This is a genomic window from Oricola indica (genome assembly GCF_019966595.1).
Taxonomy (GTDB): Bacteria; Pseudomonadota; Alphaproteobacteria; order Rhizobiales; family Rhizobiaceae; genus Oricola; species Oricola indica.
This window is the reverse complement of the sequence record NZ_JAINFJ010000004.1, coordinates 300,469-321,013: the sequence shown is the minus strand read 5'-3', so window position 1 is coordinate 321,013 and position 20,545 is coordinate 300,469. Positions and strand designations below refer to the sequence as shown.

The following is a 20,545-nucleotide window of genomic DNA, read 5'->3' as shown; positions in this document are numbered from 1 at the left end:
GCATGTCACCGGAAGGCGGCTTCCCACTCCGGCTGTTTAAACCCGGTGAGCACCGTCTTTCCATCCGTGCCGACCGGCCGCTTGATCAGGCGCGGATCAGCGGCCATGGCTGCGATCTTCGCGTCGTCGCTCGCCGTGATCGCCTGCTGTTCGGATTCCGGCATCTTCTTCAGCGTCTGTGCGCGGTCGTTGAAGACGGAATCGATGCCGGCCTTTTCGATCCATTCGGCGAGGCTGGCTTTCAGGTCCGGCAGTTTCGAGAAATGCGCATAGTGCGGATCCAGTCCCTCGGCCTCGGCCCATTCGCGCGCTTTCTTCACGGTCGTGCAGCCCGGATAGCCATAGATATGAACGGTCATCGGATTCATCAATTCCCCTGATTATCGGCAATGCGTGACAGGATTTGGAAACGCGTCCCGGTCCCGCCGTCATCCGCGAAAAGATTCGATCGATTTGGCAAGGTCAAGGCAATCTAAGCCTGACATCGCGATTGCGGCGCACTATGTTGCACCGCAGCAGAAACCTCGCGGAGACTTATCATGACGAAGACGGCTGTCATCACGGGATCGAATTCGGGCATCGGGCTGGGCGTCGCCCACGCGCTCGCCGCCGAAGGGCACAATGTCGTCATCAACTCCTATAGCGATCGCGACGAGGACCATGCGCTGGCCCGCGAGATCGCCGAAAAGCACGGCAACAAGACGCTCTATATCAAGGCGGACATGTCGAAGGCCGATGAATGTCGCGCCTTGATCACGAAGGCGGCGGCGGAGTTCGGCTGCGTGGATATCGTGGTCAACAATGCCGGCATTCAGCATGTCGCGGCGATCGAGGATTTTCCCGTCGAGACCTGGGACCGGATCATTGCGATCAATATGAACTCGTCCTTCCACACGATGGCCGCCGCCTTGCCGATGATGCGCGAGGCCGGTTGGGGCCGGATCGTCAACATCGCCTCGGCGCATGGCCTCACGGCCTCGCCCTACAAATCGGCCTATGTCACGGCCAAGCACGGCGTTGTCGGCATGACAAAGGTGGTGGCGCTGGAGACGGCCGAAGACCCGATCACCTGCAATGCGATCTGTCCCGGCTACGTGCTGACACCGCTGGTCGAGGCGCAAATTCCCGACACGATGGAGAAATACGGCATGGACCGCGATACGGTGGTGCGCGAAGTGCTGCTGGAACGCCAGCCCTCCAAACAATTCGCCACGGTCGAACAGATCGGCGGCACGGTGGTCTTCCTCTGTTCGCCGAATGCCGAGCAGATCACCGGGACAACGATCTCCGTCGATGGCGGCTGGACCGCGCTCTAGCCATGGCTAAGAACGGCAAGGCTGAGAAACCGAAACTCGTCAATCTCGCGCTGCAGGGCGGCGGCTCGCATGGCGCGTTCACCTGGGGCGTGCTCGATGCGCTGCTGGAAGACGGGCGGCTCGCATTCGACGGGATTTCCGGCACTAGCGCCGGCGCGATGAATGCCGTCGCGCTGGTGGACGGTTATGAGCGGGACGGGCGCGACGGTGCGCGCGAGGCGCTGCACGATTTCTGGTACGCGGTGAGTCTGAAAGGCCGGTTCTCGCCGGTGCAACGTACGCCGATCGACATGCTCTGGGGCAATTGGAGCATGGAAAATTCGCCGAGCTACCGCATCTTCGACCTCTATTCGCGGGTGTTTTCGCCTTACGATCTCAACCCGCTCGATCTCAATCCGCTGCGCGACGTCGTCGAAAGGCGGGTGGATTTCGATCGCGTGCGCAGATGCACCGCCATCAAGACCTTCGTTTCCGCGACCAATGTGTGGACCGGAAAGGTCCGGGTCTTCGACCATAACGAGATCACGCCGGATGTGGTGATGGCGTCGGCCTGCATTCCGACGATCTTCCAGGCCGTGGAAATCGACGGGGTGCCCTATTGGGACGGCGGCTTCGGCGGCAATCCGGCGCTGTTTCCGTTTTTCTATGACTCCGGCACAGATGACTGCCTGCTTGTCCAGATCAATCCGATCGAGACGCGCAAGACACCGCGCACGGCGCTGGAAATCCAGGACCGCATGAACGAGATCACGTTCAATGCGGGTCTGTTGCGCGAATTCAGGGCTATCGAATTCGTTCGGCGGCTGATCAATGCCGGTCGGCTGGAGGGCATGAATTACCGTGACATCCGCATGCACCGGATTGCCGCCGACGCGGTGGTCGAGGAGCTTTCCGCTTCGTCCAAGATCAATGCGGAGTGGAATTTCCTGCTCTATCTCAAGGAGATGGGTCGTGCGGCGGCGGCCGATTTTCTCGAGCAGAGCTTCGATGCCGTCGGAGAACGCGCGACGCTGGACCTCTCGGAGGAGATCAGCCCGCATATCCTGCCGGAGGCGTCGAAGAAGACCACGGGTCACCGCATGCGCGAAGCGATGAACAGGCTGCGCACGAAACGCGGCTAGTGCATTTCAGGTCGCAATCGAACCAAAATGCGCTGCCTCTCGCCTTCGGCTCGAACGCGCATTCCAATGCTGATGTTCAGCCAAGACCTGATTTGCACTCGCTGGTGGTTCTTATGGAAATGGCGAGGGCACCAGCGACGAAATTCACCATGTGGCGAACATCGTCCTCGATCGGTTCTCCACGCAGGTATTTCGCCTTCATGCCTTCCATGGCCTGCATGACGATTGTCGCGACCCGGTGTGCATCCACACCGAGCGGCGCGAGCGCGATCTCGCCCTTGCTTTCGGCTTCGGTGACGCCCTCGGCAATCGCATCGACCATCATGTCGCACCATTTCTCCTCGATGTCGCCTGCGACTTCCGCGTTGACGCCCATGAGTTCCGCGCCATGCGGGGTCGCATCGATCTTGCGGTGCAGCGAGAGAATGCTCTGGTCGATGGAGTTGAAAAGCCGCTCGGCGAAGGGCTTGTCGCTATCGAAAGCGGCACGCGTCTCGTGGCCAAACTTGACGAGAAGGCTCTGGCTGGCGGCGCGGAAAATCTCCGTCTTGTTCCGGAAGACCTGATAGAGCGCCGGACGCGACATGCCGGCGGCGCGCGCGATATCGTCCATCGATGTTTTCCGGAAGCCGTAGCTTATGAAAACCTCGAAGGCGGCGGCGAGGATCGTTCCGCGTTTGTCTGGGGTGGTGTGGAGCATCATCACTTGACGGTATGACATTTTTCGTTATTTTGTCAATTTGTCAAACGGCGTATGCGCTGAACATCGTTCTGCGTTCACGAGATTCCCAAGAGGGAATACTATTTCGCAACTTGCCTCTTAACAGAGAGATTCAATTCGCGTAGTCGATGATGGATTGTTTTGTGCAGTGCAATATGTGGTAATCCAACAACAATCGGTCCCGTAAATGTTAAGAATCGACCGGTCATGGGATCGGAAGTGTTGAATAAGTAGTGCTCGCGGCCATTTGAAGTCAGTTTCCTGGCGCCGGCCCGTTCCCGATGTATCGAAGAGACGAATATGAAAGCGAACCGCTACATAGCCATTCTTGTTTTCCTTGGTTCGGCCGCATGGATCGCCACCGGCGAATTCTCGTCGGTTGGAAGCGCCCAGGAAAGTGCGAGCGAAACGCCGGCCGAACAGGCCGCCGCTTCCGAGCCATCCAAACCGCTGCAGGTTGTTGGTGTCGCGGTGATCCCGCAGATCCGGCACGCACGGTCGGTCAATATTTCCGGCGTGACCAAGGCGGACAAGGTGACCAAGCTGACGGCTCGCGCCGCCGGTATCATCGGTGAACTGGCCGTCAAGCAAGGCGCTATCGTCAAGGAAGGCGACGTCATCGCCCGTATCGCGCCGGAAGGCCGTATTTCCGCGCTGCGTTCAGCCGAACAGGCGCTGGAACAGGCGAAGGCGGAAGCCGAAGCCAAGATGAAGCTCGTTGAACAGGGCACGCTGGCGAAACTGCAGGGCGATGCCGCGCAGTCCGCGTTGCGTGCCGCAGAGAGCCAGGTCGAGGCGGCGCAGGCCGAAGTCGACAAACTGGAAGTCGTGGCTGCCTATGACGGGGTGGTCGATTCCGTCGATGTCGAGGAAGGCGCGTCTGTATCGACCGGGACGCCGGTTGCCACTCTCATCGCGCTCGATCCGATTATCGGCACCGGCGAAGTCAACGAAAGCGACCTTGGCGTGGTCAAGGTCGGCAACCCGGCCGATCTGCGGCTGGTCGACGGATCCACGGTGACGGGAACGATCCGCTACATAAGCCGATCCGCGCAGGCGGCGACCCGCACCTATACGGTCGAAGTCGAGGTATCCAACCCGGAACTCGCAATCCCGGCCGGCATGACTGCGGAAGTCGTTCTGCGGGGCGAGCCGGTCCTGGCGACGCCGGTACCGCGTTCCGTCGTGGCACTCAACGACGATGGCGAGATCGGCGTGCGCACGGTCAACGAAGATGATGTCGTCGTCTTCCACCCGATCGACATCGTCGACGATTCCACGGGTGCGCTGATACTCGGGGGCATTCCGGAAGGCGCCCGCGTGATCGTCGCCGGCCAGAATTTCGTCGGTGACGGCGTGAAGGTGAAACCGGTCGAGGCCGATGGGGAGACCATCCAGCGGCTTATCGAGGAAGCATCCGCGGGAGCGATCTGAACATGCTGAATTTCCTCGGAGTCGCGGTCAACAACGCGCGACTGACGATCACGGCGCTGATCTTCATCATCATTGCGGGCGCCGTGGCCTATATCAACGTGCCGAAAGAGGCCGAGCCGGATGTCCAGATTCCGGTGATCTACGTGAGCCTGCATCTTCAGGGCATCTCGCCCGAAGATGCGGAACGCATGCTTGTGCGGCCCGTCGAGACCCAGGTTCAGAATATCAAGGGCGTCGACAAGATGACGTCCAACGCCTACCAGGGCGGCGGCAACGTCGTTCTTGAATTCGAACCCGACGCCGATCTTTCGACGGCGCTGGAGGATGTCCGCTCAAAAGTGGACGACGCCAAGCGCGAATTTCCCGACGGGACCGACGAGCCGTCCGTCAACGAGGTCAACATCTCGGAATTCCCGGTTCTGGTCGTGACGCTTTCAGGCGATGCGCCGGAGCGAGTCCTGACGCGTGCCGCCAAGGAATTGCAGGAAAAGATCGAGGACGTGTCCGGCGTGCTCGAGGCCAATTTGCAGGGTTCGCGCGACGAGATGGTCGAGGTCATCATCGATCCGGCGAAACTCTCCTCCTACAATCTCCAGCTTGACCAGATGATCGGCGGCGTGAGGGCCAACAACCAGCTCGTTGCGGCCGGCACGCTGGAAGGCAGCGAGGGCAAATATGCCGTCAAGGTGCCGGCGTTGATCGAGACGGTCGAGGATGTCGCCAACCTGCCGATCGCGGCGAACGGCAATGCCGTCGTGCGCGCCCGGGACCTGGCGACGATCCGGTCCACCTTCGAGGACGAGAAAAGCAAGGCGCGGCTGAACGGCAAGCGGGCTGTCGCAATCGAGGTTTCGAAGCGCACCGGCGCAAACCTGATCGAGACCGTGGACGGCGTGAAGGCGGCGGCCGAGGAGTTCAAGGCCAACTTGCCGACCGGTGTGGAAGTCACCTACAGCCAGGACAAGTCGACCGATATCCGCACGCTGCTCGAGGACCTCCAGAACTCGGTTCTGACGGCGGTCATCCTCGTCTTCATCGTGATCCTTTATTTCCTCGGCATCCGGTCGTCGATCCTGATCGGTCTGGCGATCCCGACTTCGTTCCTGATGGGCATCCTTGCGCTTTCGCTGGCCGGGCTGACCGTCAACCTCGTCGTGCTGTTCAGCCTGATCCTGGCCGTCGGCATGCTGGTCGACGATGCGATCATCGTGACGGAATACGCCGAGCGGCGCATGACCGAGGGTATGCCTTCGGGCCCGGCCTTCGCGGAAGCCGCGCGGCGCATGTTCGGTCCGGTCGTGGTGGCAACCGCAACGCGTATCGCCGCGTTCTCTCCGCTTCTGTTCTGGCCCGGCATTGTCGGCGAGTTCATGGGCTATCTGCCGCTGACGCTGATCTTCACCCTGTCGGCCTCTATTCTCTACGCCCTGTTCTTCGCGCCGACGCTCGGCTCGATCTTCGGCAAGGCCGTGGTCGAGGAGCGCAAGCCGGACGGGCTCTACATGGCGGTCGTCAAGAAAGCGGTGCGTCATCCGCTGCCGACGCTTGGCTTCGTTTCGGCCCTGATGGTCGGAATCGTCTTCGCCTATGGCAAATATAATAGCGGGACCGAGTTTTTCCCGAGCGTCGAACCGCAATACGGGCTCGTCTATGTGCATGCGCGCGGAAACCTGTCGCTCGACGAGCAGGACGAGGCCGTATCCACGGTCGAGGAGCGTGTGCTCGGTTGGCCCGGAATTGAAACCGTCTATACCCGCGTCGGCGCTTCCAGCGGTGGTGGCGGAATGGGTGGTTCGCCGGACGAGGATGTCATCGGAACGATCCAGTACGAATTTGTCGACTGGCGCGAGCGCAAGGAAGCGAGCGAGATCCTGACGGATCTGCGCGGCGCGCTTTCCGGTCTTCCCGGCGTCGAGGCCGAGGTTTCGGTTCCGGATGCGGGTCCGCCGCAAGGCAAGCCGATCCAGGTCGAACTGTCCGCGAGCAATCCGGAGGGGCTCGACGAGGCTGCGGCGACAGTCGCGAATTACCTGCGTACGATTCCCGAGGTCATCGACCTTTCGGACGGTGCGCCGCCGCCGTCGATCGACTGGGAGCTGAAGGTGGATCGCACCGAGGCCGCCAAATACGGCATCGGGCCGGGTTCCGTCGGGACTGTCGTGCAACTCGTGACGACCGGCCTCAAATTGTCGGATTATCGTCCGGCCGGCGCCGATGATGCGGTCGATATAAGGCTGCGCCTGCCGGAAGACCGGCGCACCCTGTCGACACTCGAGCAGTTGCGGATCGAGACCCCGCAGGGTTCGGTTCCTCTTTCGAATTTCGTGACGCGCGAACCGGCCAAGAGCCTTGGCACTCTCAAGCGCATCGACGGCACGCGCACGGTCATCGTGTCCGCGAACCTCACCGAAGGCGCGCAGGATTCGGTTTTCCAGCAGCAGGTGGCGGACGCGCTGCCCACGCTCGACTTGCCGGAAAACGTGCGCTGGAAGCTTGGCGGCTCGAACGAGGAAAGCGCGGAAGCTTCGGCCTTCCTCGGCAAGGCGTTCGGGGTCGCGATCTTCCTGATCTTCGCGTTGCTGCTCGCCCAGTTCAACCGGTTCACTTATGTCTGGCTGGTGCTGACAGCCGTGGTCATGTCGACGGTCGGCGTCCTGCTCGGTCTTCTGATCATGCAACAGCCTTTCGTGATCGTGATGACAGCGGTCGGCACGATCGCGTTGGCCGGTGTGGTCGTGAACAACAACATCGTCCTGATCGACACCTACGTGCATCTGCGTTCGGAAGGCTGGGACAAGCTTGAAGCCGTCCTGGAAACCTGCCGCGAACGCGTGCGTCCGGTCATGCTGACGGCGATCACGGCCATTCTGGGCGTGCTGCCGATCGCCTTCGGCGTCAATCTGGCGCTTCTGAGCCATGAGGTGACGATCGGCGCACCATCGACGCAATGGTGGATCTCCCTCTCGAGCGCGATCGTGTTCGGCCTCGCCTTCTCCACCATGCTGACGCTCGTGGTGACCCCGGCCGCCCTGATGGTGTTCACGCGCGACAATGCCTGGATTGCGGATGATCGCAGCCTGCTCGCCAAGTTGTTTCGTCGCAAGAAGAAGGCAGTTGCCGAACAGCCGAAGAACCAAGAGGCCGAGACCGGAGAGCAGTCCGAGCCCTATGAGAACATCCACGAGTTTCCGAAAGCCGCCGAATAGGCCCCGGACGACAGATGAACATAAAAGGCCGGCTCTCGTAGCCGGCCTTTTTTGTTCAGGAGAGGGCCAGCAGATCGGTGCGCAGGCGGTCGGGATCGGCGATCATTTTGTCGATCAGCGCATGGGTTTCGCGCCAGATCGGATAGGCCCTGTTCATCAGTTCCTCGCCCTCGGCGGTCAACGCCAGACGCCGGCTGCGACGATCGTTCGGATCGGGAGAAACGACCACGAGGCCGCGCCGTTCAAGCGGTTTCAGATTGGCTGTCAACGTTGTTCGATCAAGCGCCAGCAGTGCGGCGACATCGCCCATGACGGGCGGTTCCGGTCGGTTGAGCGAAATCAGGAGCGAAAACTGCCCGTTGGTAATGCCGAGCGGCCGAAAGGCGTCGTCAAAAATGCGCGCGACCTTGCGCGCGGCGCGTTGCAGATGCAGGCACAGGCATGCGTCGCGCACCTCGAGCGTGGACTCGAAGGGAAAGGCAGATGTTTTTTTCATCGCCGAATTATATTGATATCAACCTAAGCATTCCAGTGCGTCCGCTCGGAATGCACAATTTGCCGCAGTGCGGCGCATGAAAAAGGCGGGAAGGTTCCCCTCCCCGCCCGGTATCGAACACTCGCCAATCAGGCAGCCTTCTTTTTCGGCTCGATCAGGTGACGATTGACCAGGAGCTCGGCGATCTGCACCGTGTTCAATGCCGCGCCCTTGCGCAGGTTGTCGGAGACGACCCAAATGTTGAGGCCGTTTTCGACCGTGGCGTCCTCACGGATGCGGCTGATATAGGTGGCGTCCTCGCCGGCGCTTTCATACGGCGTGATGTAACCGCCGTCCTCATGCTTGTCGATGACCAGGCAGCCCGGGGCCTCGCGCAGGATCTCGCGTGCCTCGTCGGCCGTGATCGGCTTCTCGAACTCGATGTTGACGGCTTCCGAATGGCCGATGAAGACGGGCACGCGCACTGCGGTGCAGGTGACCTTGATCTTCGGGTCGAGCATCTTCTTGGTTTCGGCCAGGACCTTCCATTCCTCCTTCGTGTAGCCGTCCTCCATGAAGACGTCGATATGGGGAATGACGTTGAAGGCGATGCGCTTGGTGAACTTCTTGTTCTCCAGCGGATCGGACACGAAGACCGCGCGCGTCTGGGTAAAGAGCTCGTCCATGCCTTCCTTGCCGGCACCCGAGACCGACTGATAGGTCGATACCACGATGCGCTTGATGGTCGCCGCGTCGTGCAGCGGCTTCAGGGCGACGACGAGCTGCGCCGTGGAGCAGTTCGGGTTTGCGATGATATTCTTTTTCCGGAAGCCCTCGACCGCATCGGCATTGACCTCGGGAACGATCAGCGGAACGTCGGAGTCGTAACGCCAGGCCGAGGAGTTGTCGATGACGACGCAGCCCTTGGCGGCGATCTTCGGCGACCACTCCTTGGACACGTTGCCGCCTGCCGACATCAGGCAGATATCGGCTTCCGAGAAGTCGTAGTTTTCCAGCGCCTGGACCTTGAGTGTCTTGTCGCCGTAGGAGACTTCCTGCCCGATGGAGCGGCGCGAGGCGAGCGGCACGACCTTGTCTGCCGGGAAACCGCGTTCTTCCAGTATGTTGAGCATTTCGCGACCGACATTGCCGGTTGCGCCTGCGATGGCGATTGTAAAGCCCATGGCCCTTCTTGCTCCTCTCTCCCCTTTGCTTGGCAAGCACCACTCGTCCCGCCCCCGGGAGAGTGAGGGGCGGAGCGGTCAGGTCGTCTTCGTGGTTTTCGACGTTGCGGTGCTCATGGTGGCGGCGTTTTGATGCAGGACTGTGCGAAAGTCAACATCGGGCTTCAGTCGGCCGTGTTTAGTCTCACCGCAAACGCCGCTTCCGGCGACGCAAGGAGAAAAGACCATGCACATCCTCATCAAGGCCGCGGCCGTCCTGGCCGTGATTGCGGGCGCGACATCCGAAGCCAGCGCCGACTTCATCCGTTGCCCGCTCGACCAGGCGCGGCGCACGATCACCGACAATCTCCCTTCCGGCTGGTGGACCACACCCATGATCAACCGGCTGTCGGAAACAAAGGTGCAGGCCATCGGCGGGAAGCCCGCCTTGATGTGCATTTATGGGTCGTCGGGCAGCATCCAGCGCGAGGCGCCGCGGGGCCAGACCTGCCGGGCCGCGCGCGGCGGGTTCGATTGCCAGGCGTCCGGCGGTGGCGGACCAAGAACCTCGGCGACAGGGCGGCTTGATATCCCGCAGACCTACCTGTTCGATCTGGACCGTGGCGCGGTGACGCGCAACGGCGCGGATTTCTGGTTCCAGGCGGAGACTCGGGCGTTGCTTTATCTCGTTCCGCAGAACGGCGCGCGGATCGGCGTCGGCAACCGCGCCAATCGCGGTGCGGCGGGCTGCGCCTCCGCACGGATGACCCGGGATCGCGTGTCGTTGAGCGACCTTCCGGTCGGCAGCTATATCTGCGCCAAGACGAACGAAGGCCGGATTTCCCAGTTCCGCATCAATGCGCTTTCCGGCGGATCGCCCAAGACCCTGTCAATCGGCTTCACGACCTGGCAGTAGGCCATTTGCACGGCGCGCCGAGGCTTGTCAGGCTTCGGCGCGCCGCTCGATGTGCCACAATAGCCGCTGTTGCGTGACGAAAGGCGATCTCCGAATCCCGCACAACGGCCCTTTATCGCGTCAGGCGGCGCCGGCATAGGCTTCGAGCACGGCGTCGCCCATTTCGCCTGTGGTCACCTTCGTGCAGCCGTCGGACATGATGTCGCCGGTGCGAAGACCCTTGTCGAGGACGGTGGAGATCGCCTTCTCCAGCCGGTCGGCCTCGTTGATCAGGCCGAAGGAGTAGCGCAGGCACATCGCGAAAGACGCGATCATGGCGATCGGGTTGGCGATGCCCTGGCCGGCGATGTCGGGCGCGGAACCGTGTACCGGCTCGTAGAGCGCCTTGCGCTTGCCGGAAACAGGGTCCGGCGCGCCGAGAGACGCCGAAGGCAGCATGCCCAGCGAGCCCGTCAGCATGGCGGCAACGTCGGACAGCATGTCGCCGAAGAGATTGTCGGTGACGATGACGTCGAACTGTTTGGGCCAGCGCACGAGCTGCATGCCGCCGGCATCGGCCAGCATGTGGGTCAGCTCGACATCGGAATATTTCGCCTTGTGGGTCTCGGTGACGACATCCTTCCAGAGCACGCCCGATATCATCACATTGTGCTTTTCCATCGAACAGACCTTGTTGGCGCGGGTGCGCGCCAGTTCGAAGGCGACGCCGGAGATGCGCTCGATCTCGAACGTATCGTAGACCTGCGTGTCGATACCGCGCTTCTGGCCGTTGCCTAGATCGATGATCTCCTTCGGTTCGCCGAAATAGACGCCGCCGGTCAGTTCGCGCACGATCAGGATGTCGAGGCCTTCCACGACTTCCGGCTTCAGCGAGGAGGACGCGGCGAGCGCGGGGTAGCAGATGGCGGGGCGCAGATTGGCAAACAAGGCCATGTCCTTGCGCAGGCGTAGGAGGCCGGCTTCGGGGCGCACATCGTAAGGCACGCCGTCCCATTTGGGTCCGCCAACCGCGCCGAACAGCACCGCATCGGCCGCCATCGCCTTTTCCATGTCCGCGTCCGAAATGGCCTTGCCATGGGCGTCATAGGCCGAGCCGCCCACCAGTCCCTCGTCGGTGACGAAGCCGGCGCCTTCCTTCTCGTTCATGTGGCTGATCAGCTTGCGAACCTCGGTCATGGCCTCGGGGCCGATACCGTCGCCGGGGAGAAGGAAGAGGGAACGCGTCGTCATATCTGGATATCCGTCGGTTTGAAGTGTCGATGAGGGCAATAGAGGCTGTACGGCGCGAATTCAACTGGCCGTTGCTTTCTGCCGCGAGGCGCCTAGCCCCGCAGCGCGGTCACCTCGATCTCGATCTTCATTTCCGGCCGGATCAATCCGGCGACGACCATTGTGGCCGCGGGCCGGATTCCATCGAAATATCGTCCCAGGATCGGGAATACTTCGTCGGCAAAAGATGCGTCGGTCACCGTATATTGCGCGCGCACGACATCGCCGCGCGAAAAACCGGCTTCGGCCAGCGCATCGTCGATGGTGCGAAGGATGTTCTCGGTCTGCGCCGCGACGCTTTCCGGCATGGTCATGGTCGCGTAATCGTAGCCGGTGGTGCCGGACACGAAACACCAGTCACCCTGGACGACGGCGCGCGAATAGCCGGCCTCCTTCTCGAAGGGCGAACCGGTGGAAACCAGGCGGCGCGTTTTCATCGTGTGTTCTCCGTCTTGTCGGCATCATCGGAATGGCCGAGCAGGTGATCGGCGATACGGCGCATGCAATCGCCGACCAACTCGCATTCCTCCGGCGTCGACAGCGACATGATGTCGTTGATGATTCCGGCCTGTATCGCGATCGCCTCTTTGGCAAGCGCCTCGCCTTGCGGCGTCAGGTAGAGGCGCAGAGCCCGACGGTCCCCCGGATCTGGCCGGCGTTCCACGAGGTCGCGCTTTTCGAGTTGCGGCAGCAGCATGGTCATGTTGGACCGGCCGACGAACAGCTTGCGGGCGAGGTCCTGCTGGCTGATGCCCGGCGACCGGACGAGATTCACCATGATGTCGAGATGCGGCGTCTTGAGGTCGAGCGACTTCAGCTTGCGCGCCAGTTCCTGCTGAACGAGATGGCAGGCGCGGGCGACGGCGATCCAGTTGCGGAATCGCGGATTCGCCCACATCGGCGCGTCTTCGACGGCGGAGTCCTGCGCGGCACCTTGTTTATTGTTCATAGTTGTACTATTCTGTTCATGGTTGAACATAAGGTCTTTTGCCGATGATGCATGCGGGACAACGAATTGCAAAGGGATTGGTCGCACGCGCGGGCACCCTCTGGCCGAAAACCACCGCCGATTTCGCGTTCAGGCTCTTCACGCGGACGGCGCGGCGGAAGGGAACGTCCGGGACCACGGGAATGCCGGAGGGCGTCCGTCCCCTGATGCTGCAACACGCTGGCGGCCTCGTCGCGACATGGGACATGCCGTCGTCGCGACCCATCGGCCGAAAGGCGTTGCTTGTGCATGGCTGGAATTCGCGGTCGCTGCACCTGCTGGCGCTTGCCCGATCACTCAACGATGCCGGTATCGACACCGTGCTGCTGGACCTGCCGGGTCATGGTGCATCGACCGGTCGCCATCTGCATCTCGGCAAAGGTATCGAGGCGGTCGATGCCGCATGGCGTCATTACGGACCATTCGATGCGATGATCGGGCATTCCTTCGGCGGTTCCGTCGTGCTGAACACGGCGCTCGGCTCGGCGATGTGCGTCCCCGCACGGCGGCCGGAGAGGCTGGTCACGATTGGTGCACCCAATTCCCTGCCGGCGCTGTTTCGCTGGTTCGGCCGCCGAATCGGCTTGCCGCCAGTGGCGCAGGAGGCGCTGGAGCGGCGCGTGTTGTCATTGCTGGGCCGGTCGCTCGACCTGTTCGTTGCGGGCGACCAACTCGCCGATACGGATCTCCCGGTCCTTGTCGTTCACGACATGGACGATACGGACGTTCTCTATACGGATGCGCTGCGCATGGCGCGGGCCGGACGACATGTCCGGCTGCATACGACCAGCGGGCTCGGTCATCGCCGCGTGCTTCGCGACGAAGGCGTTCATGCCGCGATTGCAGCCTATGTCACGGCCGGACAGGATGATGCCGGTGAAAAGCCGATTGCGCTGGTGCGCGATTACGCCTGATCGTATGCGCGGAACGCCACGACGGCATTGGCGCCTCCGAAGGCGAAGGAATTGCTGACCGCCACGCTTACATCGCGCTTGCGGGCTTCGTTCGGCGTGATGTCGAGATCGCATTCCGGATCGGGCTCGGTATAGTTCACCGTCGGCGGTATGACGCCGTCGCGGATCGCGTTGATGCAGGCAATGGCTTCCAGCGCGCCGGATGCGCCAAGACAATGGGCATGCATCGATTTCGTGGAAGACACCGAAATCCCGTCCGCATGCTTGCCGAAAACCTCGCGGATCGCCGAAGTCTCCGTGCGGTCGTTGCCGAGCGTGGCCGTGCCGTGTGCGTTGATATAGTCGATGTCGGAGATATCCAGGCCGGAATCGGCAAGGCATTCGCGTATGGCTGTGACCGGACCTTCGAGCGTCGGCGCGACGATATCGCTCGCGTCGGCCGACATGCCCGCGCCGAGCAGCTCAGCCAGGATCGGCGCACCGCGCTTTTGCGCGCTTTCAAGCGTTTCCAGCACCAGCGCGCCCGCGCCGTCACCGAGCACCAGGCCCTCGCGGTCGGCGGAAAACGGCCGGCAGCCGGTCTTGGCGAGGATCCGCATGGATTCCCAGGCTTTTACGACCCCGTAGGACAGCGGTGCATCCGAGCCGCCGGCGACGATCGCGTCAGCACGGCCCGCCCGCAGGAGGTCGAGCGCTGACAAGAATGCGTGATTGGAGGAGGAACAGGCGGAAGTGACGCCGAAAACCGGGCCGGTCAGGCCATGGATCATGCTGGTGTGCACCGCGGCGGTGGACGGCATCGCCTTTGGCACCGTGAAAATATCTGTGCGTTTCTTGTGATTCAGGAAGATCGCCCGGTAGGCCGCCTCGACGGCATCGCCGCCATAGACGCCGACACCGGTTACCGCGCCGATGCGCATCGGTGGGCGGTCTTCGACCGATAGCCCCGCCTGTTGCAGCGCTTCGGCAGCTGCAAGCGCCGCCAGAAGGCCGATCCGGCCTGTCGAGGTCAGCTTGCGGCGGTCGAATTCGTGCGGCGGGAGTTCCTTTATCTCGCCCGCGATTTCGGTTTTCAGGTCGTCCTTGTCGGGGATGGTGAGCGGACCGATGCCGCACCGTCCCGCCTGCATCGACTGCCAGATTTCATCGACGTTCCGGCCGAGGCAGCAAAGGCCTCCGATGCCGGTGACGACCACGCGCGGTCTTGTCATTCAATTGCCCTTGTCGATCAGGGCCGATACCGAATCCGCGATATCGGAGACGGTCTTGAGCTTGTCCCATGCGGACGCCGCGTTCAGGTCGATATCGATGTCGAATTCGTCTTCGAGCTCGAAAATGATATCCGCGAGGTCGAGCGATTCGATTTCAAGCGACTCCAGCTCGGTGTCCGGCTTGATCTTGTCCGGATCGATTTCCGTCTTTTCCGCGATGATCCGTATTGTCGTGTCGAGAACCGTGGCCGCCATTTAAAAACTTCCCTGAAACGCTTCACCGGCAAACTGTTTGCCGACCCCCGCCATCCTTTTTGCTCCGAAGGAAAAACGAATGTCAATCTGGCGGACCGGTATGCGTTCGATCAGTTGATGCCGAGGCGGCTCAGTTGTGCGCGTGCCGGCTCGGGCCATTTGTCGAGTTCCGGCCAGTGCGCGACGGTGTTTCCGCGCATCTGCGCGAACCAGGCCGTTTCCGACTTCAGGTCGACCACGAGCAGCGAATCGGCGCCGCCGCAATTATGTGGCACGCATCCGCTGGCGGCGAACAGGGCGTCGCCGACCTCCTCCATTTCCGAAGAGACGCGCAAGCCCGTCGCATATTCCTCCAGATCGTCTCCCAGCGCGTTTGACGCGACTGCGAACAGCGCCTCGTTCAGGAAGTAGTCGATCGGGTGGCGTGCGGGGTCGGCGCTCAGGTCCGACCACGTCGTGCCCGGTTCGGGGGCGAATCGCAGCATTCCGGCCATCGAGAAGCCCGCATCCGGCTGCCAGCTGCGGATCGCCAGTTCCTCCCCAGGCCCGACCCAGGGAACGAAAAGGATACGGTAATCGGAGACGGCCGGAGTAGGCCAACCGCAGTCGCCGGGCAGCGAATCGGTCTTCACGCCGCCTTCCCCGTCAGGCCAGACCATCAGCGTGTTGGCCCCGCAGGCATTGCCGCCCGGTCCGATGGAAATCAAGGCGACTTCGGTGTCGTTTATGGAGACGATCCGGTCGAAGAAGACCATGTAGTCGCGCGCGATCTCGCGGTCATCGAAGGTGACGACACGTTCGTAATCGTCGTTTTCGGCGATGCGGATCGTTCCGCCGGCAAAAGGGATTCCCTTATCCTGTGCCTTGACCGGCATTGCCATGCCGGCAAACGCCATGGCCGCAACCAGACAACCGATGAACGTCTTCATGTCCCGCCTCGCTTTCCGGATCAGTCGGGCTTGACGATCCTGTGGAGGATTTTGCGCACAATCGGCGTGACGACAAGTACCGACGGGAATGCGAGCACCCATGACGACAGCCATGCCTTCGCCCAGAGCGCGGCGAAACCGGCCACGGCGCCGGCCGCGAGAAAGGTCGAGAGGCCGGACACCAGCGCACTCATCATGCCGGTCAGCAGCAATCCGAATATGACGGGCTCGAGCCGCCGGGGAATAAAGGGCTTCAAGGGTGCGTCAGGCCCAGGGGCGGTTTTCGGCGAGTTGTGATTCGAACGTGTCGATCTTCGCGGATTTCGCCATGGTCAGGCCGATATCGTCGAGGCCATTGAGCAGGCAGTGTTTCTTGAAGGCGTCGATATCGAACTTCACCGAGCCGCCATCGGGACCCTTGATCTCCTGGGATTCGAGATCGACCGTCAACGTGGCGTTGGAGCCGCGCTCGGCATCGTCCATCAGCTTGTCCAGGTCTTCCTGGCTGACAACGATCGGCAGGATGCCGTTCTTGAAGCAGTTGTTGTAGAAAATATCGGCAAACGAGGTCGAGATCACGCAGCGAATTCCGAAATCCAGCAGGGCCCAAGGCGCGTGTTCGCGCGAGGAGCCACAGCCGAAATTATCGCCGGCGACAAGGATCTTCGAATTGCGGTAGGCTGGCTTGTTGAGGACAAAGTCCGGATTCTCGCTGCCATCCTCATTGTAGCGCATCTCGGCGAACAGGCCCTTGCCCAGGCCGGTGCGCTTGATGGTCTTCAGATAGTCCTTCGGAATGATCATGTCGGTGTCGACATTGACGATCGGAAGGGGCGCGGCGACGCCGCTCAGCGTGGTGAACTTGTCCATGGTGACCGCTTTCGCTTGGAATTCTCGGCAGGCCAATAGCAAAGCGCGCAGCAAAAATGAAGCGCTGTCGGTGCGTCAAATGATATTGCGCTCGGCGAAAGGCCGTTCGGCGGCGACGCGATCGGGCGCGAAGGCTGTGCAATCGACCGATCGATATTCGCCGAAAAGGATCAATTCGGCGAGCGCTTCGCCCGCCGCCGGGGCCTGCTGTACACCGTGGCCGGAAAAACCGGATATCGCGTAGAGCCCGCCGATACCGGGCACGATGCCGATCAGCGCGTTGCGATCGAAGGGATTGTAGTCGTAGTGACCGGCCCATGCCGAATGCAGCTTGATCGCCTCGAAAGCGGGAACGCGTTCTGCGAGAAGCGGCCAGATCGTCTCCTCGAAAAGCGGCCAGTCCGGGTCGAAATCGTCGGGGTTGGCCGGACCGTCCGCGTCCGGATGCGGAGAAATGCCCGTGATGTAGCCGTCACCCTCGGGTCGGACATAGAGACCTGTCGGGTCGACCGTCAGCGGCATATCGGGAAAACTGTCCCTTGCATGAAAGAAAAATACGGTGCGCTTGCGCGGCTCGACCGGAAAGTCGAGGCCGGCCATGCGCGCGACCGCGCCGGAGGATGGCCCGGCGGCGATGACGATCGTGCCACAGTGCCAATGCGTGCCGTCATCGAGGCGCAGACCGCTGACCCTGCCATCAGCGCTGTCGATCGAAGCGACCGAACCGGTTGCGAGTGTCACGTTCGGATGCGCTTTCAGGTTTCGCCGGAAGGCGGAGAGCAGCGCCATGGCGTCGAACCAGCCCTCGCGCGACAGTCCGAAGGACCCGGCGGCGACGCCCTCCAGATTGAGCCAGCCGAATCTTTGGGCCAGCGCGGCCGGATCGAGCAAGACGACATCGGCCTCGCATGCCTTTTGTACCGCATGATTGGCGGCGAGCGTCTCGCGGCCGGCATCGCTTGCGAGGAGGAGATAGCCATTTTCGCGAAAGCCGATATTCGTTTCGTCTCCGAAATTTTCTGAAGCATTCAGCATGAAATCCAGCGAGCGCCGGGACAGGGCGATGTTTTCGGCGCGCGAGAATTGCTGCCGGATACCCGAGGCCGAAAGGGCTGTGGCCGCGCGGGAAAAGGCGGGATCGCGCTCGAACACGGCGATGGAGGCGCCGGGATCGAGCCGGGCGAGGTGCCAGGCTGTCGCCGCGCCGGCCAGTGCGCCGCCGATGATCGCGATATCGCAGCTTTGATGGGTCATGGGCGACTCCGTTCGCAACGCTACTTGCGGGGTGTCGCGCAATATTGTCAAACGTGGCGATGACCAAGCGCCCGCTTCGCCTTCGCCGCTCCGTTCTCTACGTGCCCGCCTCCAACGAAAAGGCCGTCGCCAAGACCGTTTCGCTGCCTTGCGACGCGGTGATCTACGATCTGGAGGATGCTGTCGCGCCGGCCGCCAAGGAGGAGGCGCGTGAAAGGCTGCGCGATCATTTCAAGGCGAACCCGAAAAGCCGCTGCGAGCGCGTCATCCGCATCAATTCGCTTTCGAGCGCGTTCGGCCCGGAGGATTTCCTCGCCGCGCGCGCCTGCAAGCCGGACGCGATCCTGATCCCCAAGGTCGACCTGCCGCGCGATATTGCCGATGTCGCCGACATGCTGGCCGAAACGGACGCCGCCGACACGATCCGGCTGTGGGCGATGATGGAGACGCCGAAGGCCTTTCTCAATGTTGGCCAGATCGCCGAATGGGGCGAAACGCCGGGTTCCCGGCTCGATTGCCTCGTGGCGGGCACCAACGACCTCGCCAAGGATCTGCGCTTGCCCGGCCGGGACCATGCGGTGCTGGGGCCTCTCATGGCAGATCTCGTCCTGTCCGCCCGCGCCTTCGGGCTCGACGTCCTGGACGGTGTTTTCAACGCGTTTCGCGACGAGGAGGGTTTCCGTTCGGAATGCGGCCGCTCGGTCGCGATGGGCTTTGACGGCAAGACCCTGATCCATCCGGGCCAGATCGCCGTTGCGAACGAGATTTTCGGCATTTCCGAGACGCGCGAGGCCGAAGCAAACGCGATCGTCGAAGCGTTCGAGCGGCCGGAAAACCGCGATGCCGGCGTGATCGGGCTTGACGGACGCATGGTGGAACGATTGCATCTTGAAGAAGCGCGCCGCACGCTGGCGCTTGCCGCTCTCCAGCAGGGCGGCTGAAAGGACAGGAAATTCATGCAGCTTTATCGCCTGCTGACAGGCCCGGACGATTCGACCTTCTGCCACAAGGTGACCGCGGCGCTGAACAAGGGCTGGTCGCTGCATGGCTCGCCGTCCTATGCTTTCGATGCCCAGACCCATTCCCTGCGTTGCGCGCAGGCGGTGGTGAAGACCGTCGAGGGCGAGGAATACGACCCCACGATGAAACTCGGCGAACAATAGGAGCGGCGGTATCCGGGTTCTTGTCGCGATAGTTCTTCTCTTCGGCTTCATGTCGGGCCCGGTCTCCGCTCAATCGCGATGCGGCGTGTCGCTGGTGCTGGCGCTCGACGTGTCCTCCAGCATCGACGAGAACGAGTTCGCCCTGCAGATGGGCGGCTTGTCGCGTGCGTTGCGCGATCCCTCCATCGTGCAGGCGATCGTCGAGGCCGGCGGTATTCAGGCGATGGCGTTCGAATGGAGCGGGCGCACCCAGGTCGTCGACATCGTGCCGTGGACGTTTCTTGCCAGCGAGGCGGATGTCTTCGCCTTCGCGGGGGCGATCGGGCTGCATGAGCGCGGGTTCGACGAATTCCCGACGGCGCTTGGTTACGCGCTCGGCCATTCGGCGATCCGCCTGTCGCGCGCGCCGCTTTCCTGCGCGCGCGCCGTGGTCGATGTGTCGGGCGATGGCGTCAACAACGAGGGTTACGAGCCGGCGCTCGCCTTCAAGAATTTCGATTTTTCCAATGTCACGGTGAATGGCCTGGTCATCGAGGGCGAGAAGCCGGACCCGGTGGCCTATTACCGCGCCGAGGTGATCCACGGTCCGGGCGCCTTCGTCGAGATCGCGCGCGATTTTGCCGATTACGAGGCGGCGATGAAGCGCAAGCTCCTGCGCGAGATCAATGGTGCGGCGCTCAGTTACTTGTCCGCGCCAGGCGAGCGAAAAGCGGACGACGTTCCGGGTTCGCGTTACCTCCGCTAAGCCTGCGGAAAAAACCGCCCTTTTGCGGTGCCGATGGCGAAATCCTGCCAGGCAGTATCGCCCGGCCTTACTCGGCTGCTTCCTCGATGCGTTCCATGTCGGCGTCGGAGAGGCCGAAATGGTGACCCAGTTCGTGGATCAGCACATGGGTGATGATGTCGCCCAGCGATTCCTCGTTTTCCGACCAGTAGTCGAGGATGGCGCGGCGATAGAGCGTGATGCGGTTGACCTGCTCGCCGGTGCCGGGGTTCCAGCGCTCGGCGACGCCGCGCCCTTCGAACAGGCCGAGCAGGTCGAACGGGGTTTCGAGGCCCAGATCGTCGCTGATCTCCTCGGTCGGGAAGTCCGCAATGACGATCTGCACGTCGCCGGTGAGCGCGCGAAATTCCTGCGGCAGGTGCGAATAGGCCGTCAGCGCGATCGATTCGATGGTGGCGAGGTCGGGCGAGAGCCGGTCGGCCCAGTCGCCGCTCTGGTCAGTGCGGTCCATGGTGTTTTCTGCATCGTTTTCACGCCCTCTATATCGCGTCTTGGCGGCCCGCGCGAGGGGGCGGAAAATGACGCGGATTTAGAGGAATAAATTCTTTTTTCCATC

At 62.2% G+C, this 20,545-nt stretch carries 23 protein-coding genes; 9 read left to right on the top strand and 14 right to left on the bottom strand.

All coding sequences use genetic code 11. From position 1 onward, the window contains the following. Positions 1 to 5 precede the first annotated feature (5 nt). Entirely contained in the window at positions 6 to 359 is a 354-nt protein-coding gene (locus tag LC343_RS13190) for an arsenate reductase family protein (RefSeq protein ID WP_223477602.1), read from the bottom strand. A 180-nt stretch (positions 360 to 539) separates the two neighbouring features. Between LC343_RS13190 and LC343_RS13185 the strand changes: the two genes are divergently transcribed. Beyond that, positions 540 to 1,316, top strand: a complete 777-nt coding sequence (locus LC343_RS13185; RefSeq protein ID WP_223477601.1) for a 3-hydroxybutyrate dehydrogenase — start codon at positions 540 to 542, stop codon at positions 1,314 to 1,316. 2 nt (positions 1,317 to 1,318) lie between these two features. Further along, positions 1,319 to 2,437 carry a patatin-like phospholipase family protein gene (locus LC343_RS13180; RefSeq protein WP_223477600.1) on the top strand — a complete coding sequence of 373 codons (1,119 nt, stop codon included), beginning with the start codon at positions 1,319 to 1,321 and terminating at the stop codon, positions 2,435 to 2,437. Between the two features lie 76 nt (positions 2,438 to 2,513). On the opposite strand, the gene LC343_RS13175 is transcribed toward LC343_RS13180, so the two are convergent. Further along, the gene (locus LC343_RS13175; protein WP_223477714.1) at positions 2,514 to 3,137 is read right to left on the bottom strand and encodes a TetR/AcrR family transcriptional regulator; all 624 of its coding nucleotides are present in this window, start codon (positions 3,135 to 3,137) and stop codon (positions 2,514 to 2,516) included. Positions 3,138 to 3,458: 321 nt separating this feature from the next. Here LC343_RS13175 and LC343_RS13170 point away from each other — a divergent pair, with 321 nt between their 5' ends. Together LC343_RS13170 and LC343_RS13165 are read left to right on the top strand one after the other, a co-directional pair. Then, entirely contained in the window at positions 3,459 to 4,592 is a 1,134-nt protein-coding gene (locus tag LC343_RS13170; RefSeq protein WP_223477599.1) for an efflux RND transporter periplasmic adaptor subunit, read from the top strand. A gap of 5 nt (positions 4,593 to 4,597) precedes the next feature. Continuing rightward, positions 4,598 to 7,798, top strand: a complete 3,201-nt coding sequence (locus tag LC343_RS13165; protein WP_223477713.1) for an efflux RND transporter permease subunit — start codon at positions 4,598 to 4,600, stop codon at positions 7,796 to 7,798. 55 nt (positions 7,799 to 7,853) lie between these two features. On the opposite strand, the gene LC343_RS13160 is transcribed toward LC343_RS13165, so the two are convergent. Together LC343_RS13160 and LC343_RS13155 are read right to left on the bottom strand one after the other, a co-directional pair. Beyond that, positions 7,854 to 8,294, bottom strand: a complete 441-nt coding sequence (locus tag LC343_RS13160) for a MarR family winged helix-turn-helix transcriptional regulator (protein ID WP_223477598.1) — start codon at positions 8,292 to 8,294, stop codon at positions 7,854 to 7,856. 128 nt (positions 8,295 to 8,422) lie between these two features. After that, entirely contained in the window at positions 8,423 to 9,457 is a 1,035-nt protein-coding gene (locus tag LC343_RS13155) for an aspartate-semialdehyde dehydrogenase (RefSeq protein ID WP_223477597.1), read from the bottom strand. A gap of 226 nt (positions 9,458 to 9,683) precedes the next feature. Here LC343_RS13155 and LC343_RS13150 point away from each other — a divergent pair, with 226 nt between their 5' ends. After that, the gene (locus tag LC343_RS13150) at positions 9,684 to 10,352 is read left to right on the top strand and encodes a hypothetical protein (RefSeq protein ID WP_223477596.1); all 669 of its coding nucleotides are present in this window, start codon (positions 9,684 to 9,686) and stop codon (positions 10,350 to 10,352) included. Between the two features lie 120 nt (positions 10,353 to 10,472). Here the strand turns inward: LC343_RS13150 and leuB are convergent, their stop codons facing one another. The 3 genes from leuB to LC343_RS13135 form a co-directional block, all read right to left on the bottom strand. Beyond that, entirely contained in the window at positions 10,473 to 11,582 is a 1,110-nt protein-coding gene (gene leuB / locus LC343_RS13145) for a 3-isopropylmalate dehydrogenase (RefSeq protein WP_223477595.1), read from the bottom strand. Positions 11,583 to 11,674: 92 nt separating this feature from the next. Then, complete coding sequence (locus tag LC343_RS13140; protein ID WP_223477594.1) at positions 11,675 to 12,058, bottom strand: RidA family protein; 384 nt, start codon at positions 12,056 to 12,058, stop codon at positions 11,675 to 11,677. Then, on the bottom strand, positions 12,055 to 12,570 hold the full coding sequence (locus LC343_RS13135) for a MarR family winged helix-turn-helix transcriptional regulator (RefSeq protein WP_223477593.1): 516 nt from the start codon (positions 12,568 to 12,570) through the stop codon (positions 12,055 to 12,057). The genes LC343_RS13140 and LC343_RS13135 overlap by 4 nt, the downstream gene beginning before the upstream one ends. A 206-nt stretch (positions 12,571 to 12,776) precedes the next feature. Between LC343_RS13135 and LC343_RS13130 the strand changes: the two genes are divergently transcribed. Further along, entirely contained in the window at positions 12,777 to 13,523 is a 747-nt protein-coding gene (locus LC343_RS13130) for an alpha/beta fold hydrolase (RefSeq protein WP_223477592.1), read from the top strand. Here LC343_RS13130 and LC343_RS13125 read toward each other — a convergent pair. The 6 genes from LC343_RS13125 to LC343_RS13100 all read right to left on the bottom strand — a co-directional run bounded on the left by LC343_RS13125 (position 13,514) and on the right by LC343_RS13100 (position 18,042). Next, entirely contained in the window at positions 13,514 to 14,734 is a 1,221-nt protein-coding gene (locus tag LC343_RS13125; protein ID WP_223477591.1) for a beta-ketoacyl-[acyl-carrier-protein] synthase family protein, read from the bottom strand. The two genes, LC343_RS13130 and LC343_RS13125, sit on opposite strands and share 10 nt — an antisense overlap. Then, positions 14,735 to 14,989 (bottom strand): acyl carrier protein, encoded by a 255-nt coding sequence (locus LC343_RS13120; protein WP_223477590.1) that lies wholly within the window; start codon positions 14,987 to 14,989, stop codon positions 14,735 to 14,737. A 110-nt stretch (positions 14,990 to 15,099) separates the two neighbouring features. Next, complete coding sequence (locus tag LC343_RS13115) at positions 15,100 to 15,918, bottom strand: Ivy family c-type lysozyme inhibitor (RefSeq protein WP_223477589.1); 819 nt, start codon at positions 15,916 to 15,918, stop codon at positions 15,100 to 15,102. A 20-nt stretch (positions 15,919 to 15,938) separates the two neighbouring features. Further along, positions 15,939 to 16,175, bottom strand: a complete 237-nt coding sequence (locus LC343_RS13110; RefSeq protein ID WP_223477588.1) for a DUF2798 domain-containing protein — start codon at positions 16,173 to 16,175, stop codon at positions 15,939 to 15,941. Between the two features lie 7 nt (positions 16,176 to 16,182). After that, entirely contained in the window at positions 16,183 to 16,788 is a 606-nt protein-coding gene (leuD, locus tag LC343_RS13105; protein WP_223477587.1) for a 3-isopropylmalate dehydratase small subunit, read from the bottom strand. Positions 16,789 to 16,863: 75 nt separating this feature from the next. Then, the gene (locus LC343_RS13100) at positions 16,864 to 18,042 is read right to left on the bottom strand and encodes an NAD(P)/FAD-dependent oxidoreductase (protein WP_223477586.1); all 1,179 of its coding nucleotides are present in this window, start codon (positions 18,040 to 18,042) and stop codon (positions 16,864 to 16,866) included. Positions 18,043 to 18,101: 59 nt separating this feature from the next. Here LC343_RS13100 and LC343_RS13095 point away from each other — a divergent pair, with 59 nt between their 5' ends. The 3 genes from LC343_RS13095 (at position 18,102) to LC343_RS13085 (ending at position 19,950) form a co-directional block, all read left to right on the top strand. Continuing rightward, the gene (locus LC343_RS13095; protein WP_223477585.1) at positions 18,102 to 18,983 is read left to right on the top strand and encodes an HpcH/HpaI aldolase/citrate lyase family protein; all 882 of its coding nucleotides are present in this window, start codon (positions 18,102 to 18,104) and stop codon (positions 18,981 to 18,983) included. Positions 18,984 to 18,998: 15 nt separating this feature from the next. After that, positions 18,999 to 19,205, top strand: a complete 207-nt coding sequence (locus LC343_RS13090; protein WP_223477584.1) for a DUF1737 domain-containing protein — start codon at positions 18,999 to 19,001, stop codon at positions 19,203 to 19,205. Between the two features lie 85 nt (positions 19,206 to 19,290). Beyond that, the gene (locus tag LC343_RS13085; protein WP_338018589.1) at positions 19,291 to 19,950 is read left to right on the top strand and encodes a DUF1194 domain-containing protein; all 660 of its coding nucleotides are present in this window, start codon (positions 19,291 to 19,293) and stop codon (positions 19,948 to 19,950) included. A 67-nt stretch (positions 19,951 to 20,017) separates the two neighbouring features. Here the strand turns inward: LC343_RS13085 and LC343_RS13080 are convergent, their stop codons facing one another. Then, positions 20,018 to 20,440, bottom strand: a complete 423-nt coding sequence (locus LC343_RS13080; RefSeq protein ID WP_223477582.1) for a metallopeptidase family protein — start codon at positions 20,438 to 20,440, stop codon at positions 20,018 to 20,020. Between the last annotated feature and the right edge of the window lie 105 nt (positions 20,441 to 20,545).

Coding starts and splice junctions, on each gene's coding strand:
- leuB (WP_223477595.1), bottom strand. CDS start 11,582: ATGACGACGCGTTCCCTCTTCCTTCTCCCCGGCGACGGTATCGGCCCC.
- LC343_RS13115 (WP_223477589.1), bottom strand. CDS start 15,918: ATGAAGACGTTCATCGGTTGTCTGGTTGCGGCCATGGCGTTTGCCGGC.
- LC343_RS13175 (WP_223477714.1), bottom strand. CDS start 3,137: ATGCTCCACACCACCCCAGACAAACGCGGAACGATCCTCGCCGCCGCC.
- LC343_RS13140 (WP_223477594.1), bottom strand. CDS start 12,058: ATGAAAACGCGCCGCCTGGTTTCCACCGGTTCGCCCTTCGAGAAGGAG.
- LC343_RS13125 (WP_223477591.1), bottom strand. CDS start 14,734: ATGACAAGACCGCGCGTGGTCGTCACCGGCATCGGAGGCCTTTGCTGC.
- LC343_RS13190 (WP_223477602.1), bottom strand. CDS start 359: ATGACCGTTCATATCTATGGCTATCCGGGCTGCACGACCGTGAAGAAA.
- LC343_RS13170 (WP_223477599.1), top strand. CDS start 3,459: ATGAAAGCGAACCGCTACATAGCCATTCTTGTTTTCCTTGGTTCGGCC.
- LC343_RS13100 (WP_223477586.1), bottom strand. CDS start 18,042: ATGACCCATCAAAGCTGCGATATCGCGATCATCGGCGGCGCACTGGCC.
- LC343_RS13155 (WP_223477597.1), bottom strand. CDS start 9,457: ATGGGCTTTACAATCGCCATCGCAGGCGCAACCGGCAATGTCGGTCGC.
- LC343_RS13080 (WP_223477582.1), bottom strand. CDS start 20,440: ATGGACCGCACTGACCAGAGCGGCGACTGGGCCGACCGGCTCTCGCCC.
- LC343_RS13135 (WP_223477593.1), bottom strand. CDS start 12,570: ATGAACAATAAACAAGGTGCCGCGCAGGACTCCGCCGTCGAAGACGCG.
- LC343_RS13130 (WP_223477592.1), top strand. CDS start 12,777: ATGCTGCAACACGCTGGCGGCCTCGTCGCGACATGGGACATGCCGTCG.
- LC343_RS13160 (WP_223477598.1), bottom strand. CDS start 8,294: ATGAAAAAAACATCTGCCTTTCCCTTCGAGTCCACGCTCGAGGTGCGC.
- LC343_RS13150 (WP_223477596.1), top strand. CDS start 9,684: ATGCACATCCTCATCAAGGCCGCGGCCGTCCTGGCCGTGATTGCGGGC.
- LC343_RS13090 (WP_223477584.1), top strand. CDS start 18,999: ATGCAGCTTTATCGCCTGCTGACAGGCCCGGACGATTCGACCTTCTGC.
- LC343_RS13120 (WP_223477590.1), bottom strand. CDS start 14,989: ATGGCGGCCACGGTTCTCGACACGACAATACGGATCATCGCGGAAAAG.
- leuD (WP_223477587.1), bottom strand. CDS start 16,788: ATGGACAAGTTCACCACGCTGAGCGGCGTCGCCGCGCCCCTTCCGATC.
- LC343_RS13185 (WP_223477601.1), top strand. CDS start 540: ATGACGAAGACGGCTGTCATCACGGGATCGAATTCGGGCATCGGGCTG.
- LC343_RS13180 (WP_223477600.1), top strand. CDS start 1,319: ATGGCTAAGAACGGCAAGGCTGAGAAACCGAAACTCGTCAATCTCGCG.
- LC343_RS13095 (WP_223477585.1), top strand. CDS start 18,102: ATGACCAAGCGCCCGCTTCGCCTTCGCCGCTCCGTTCTCTACGTGCCC.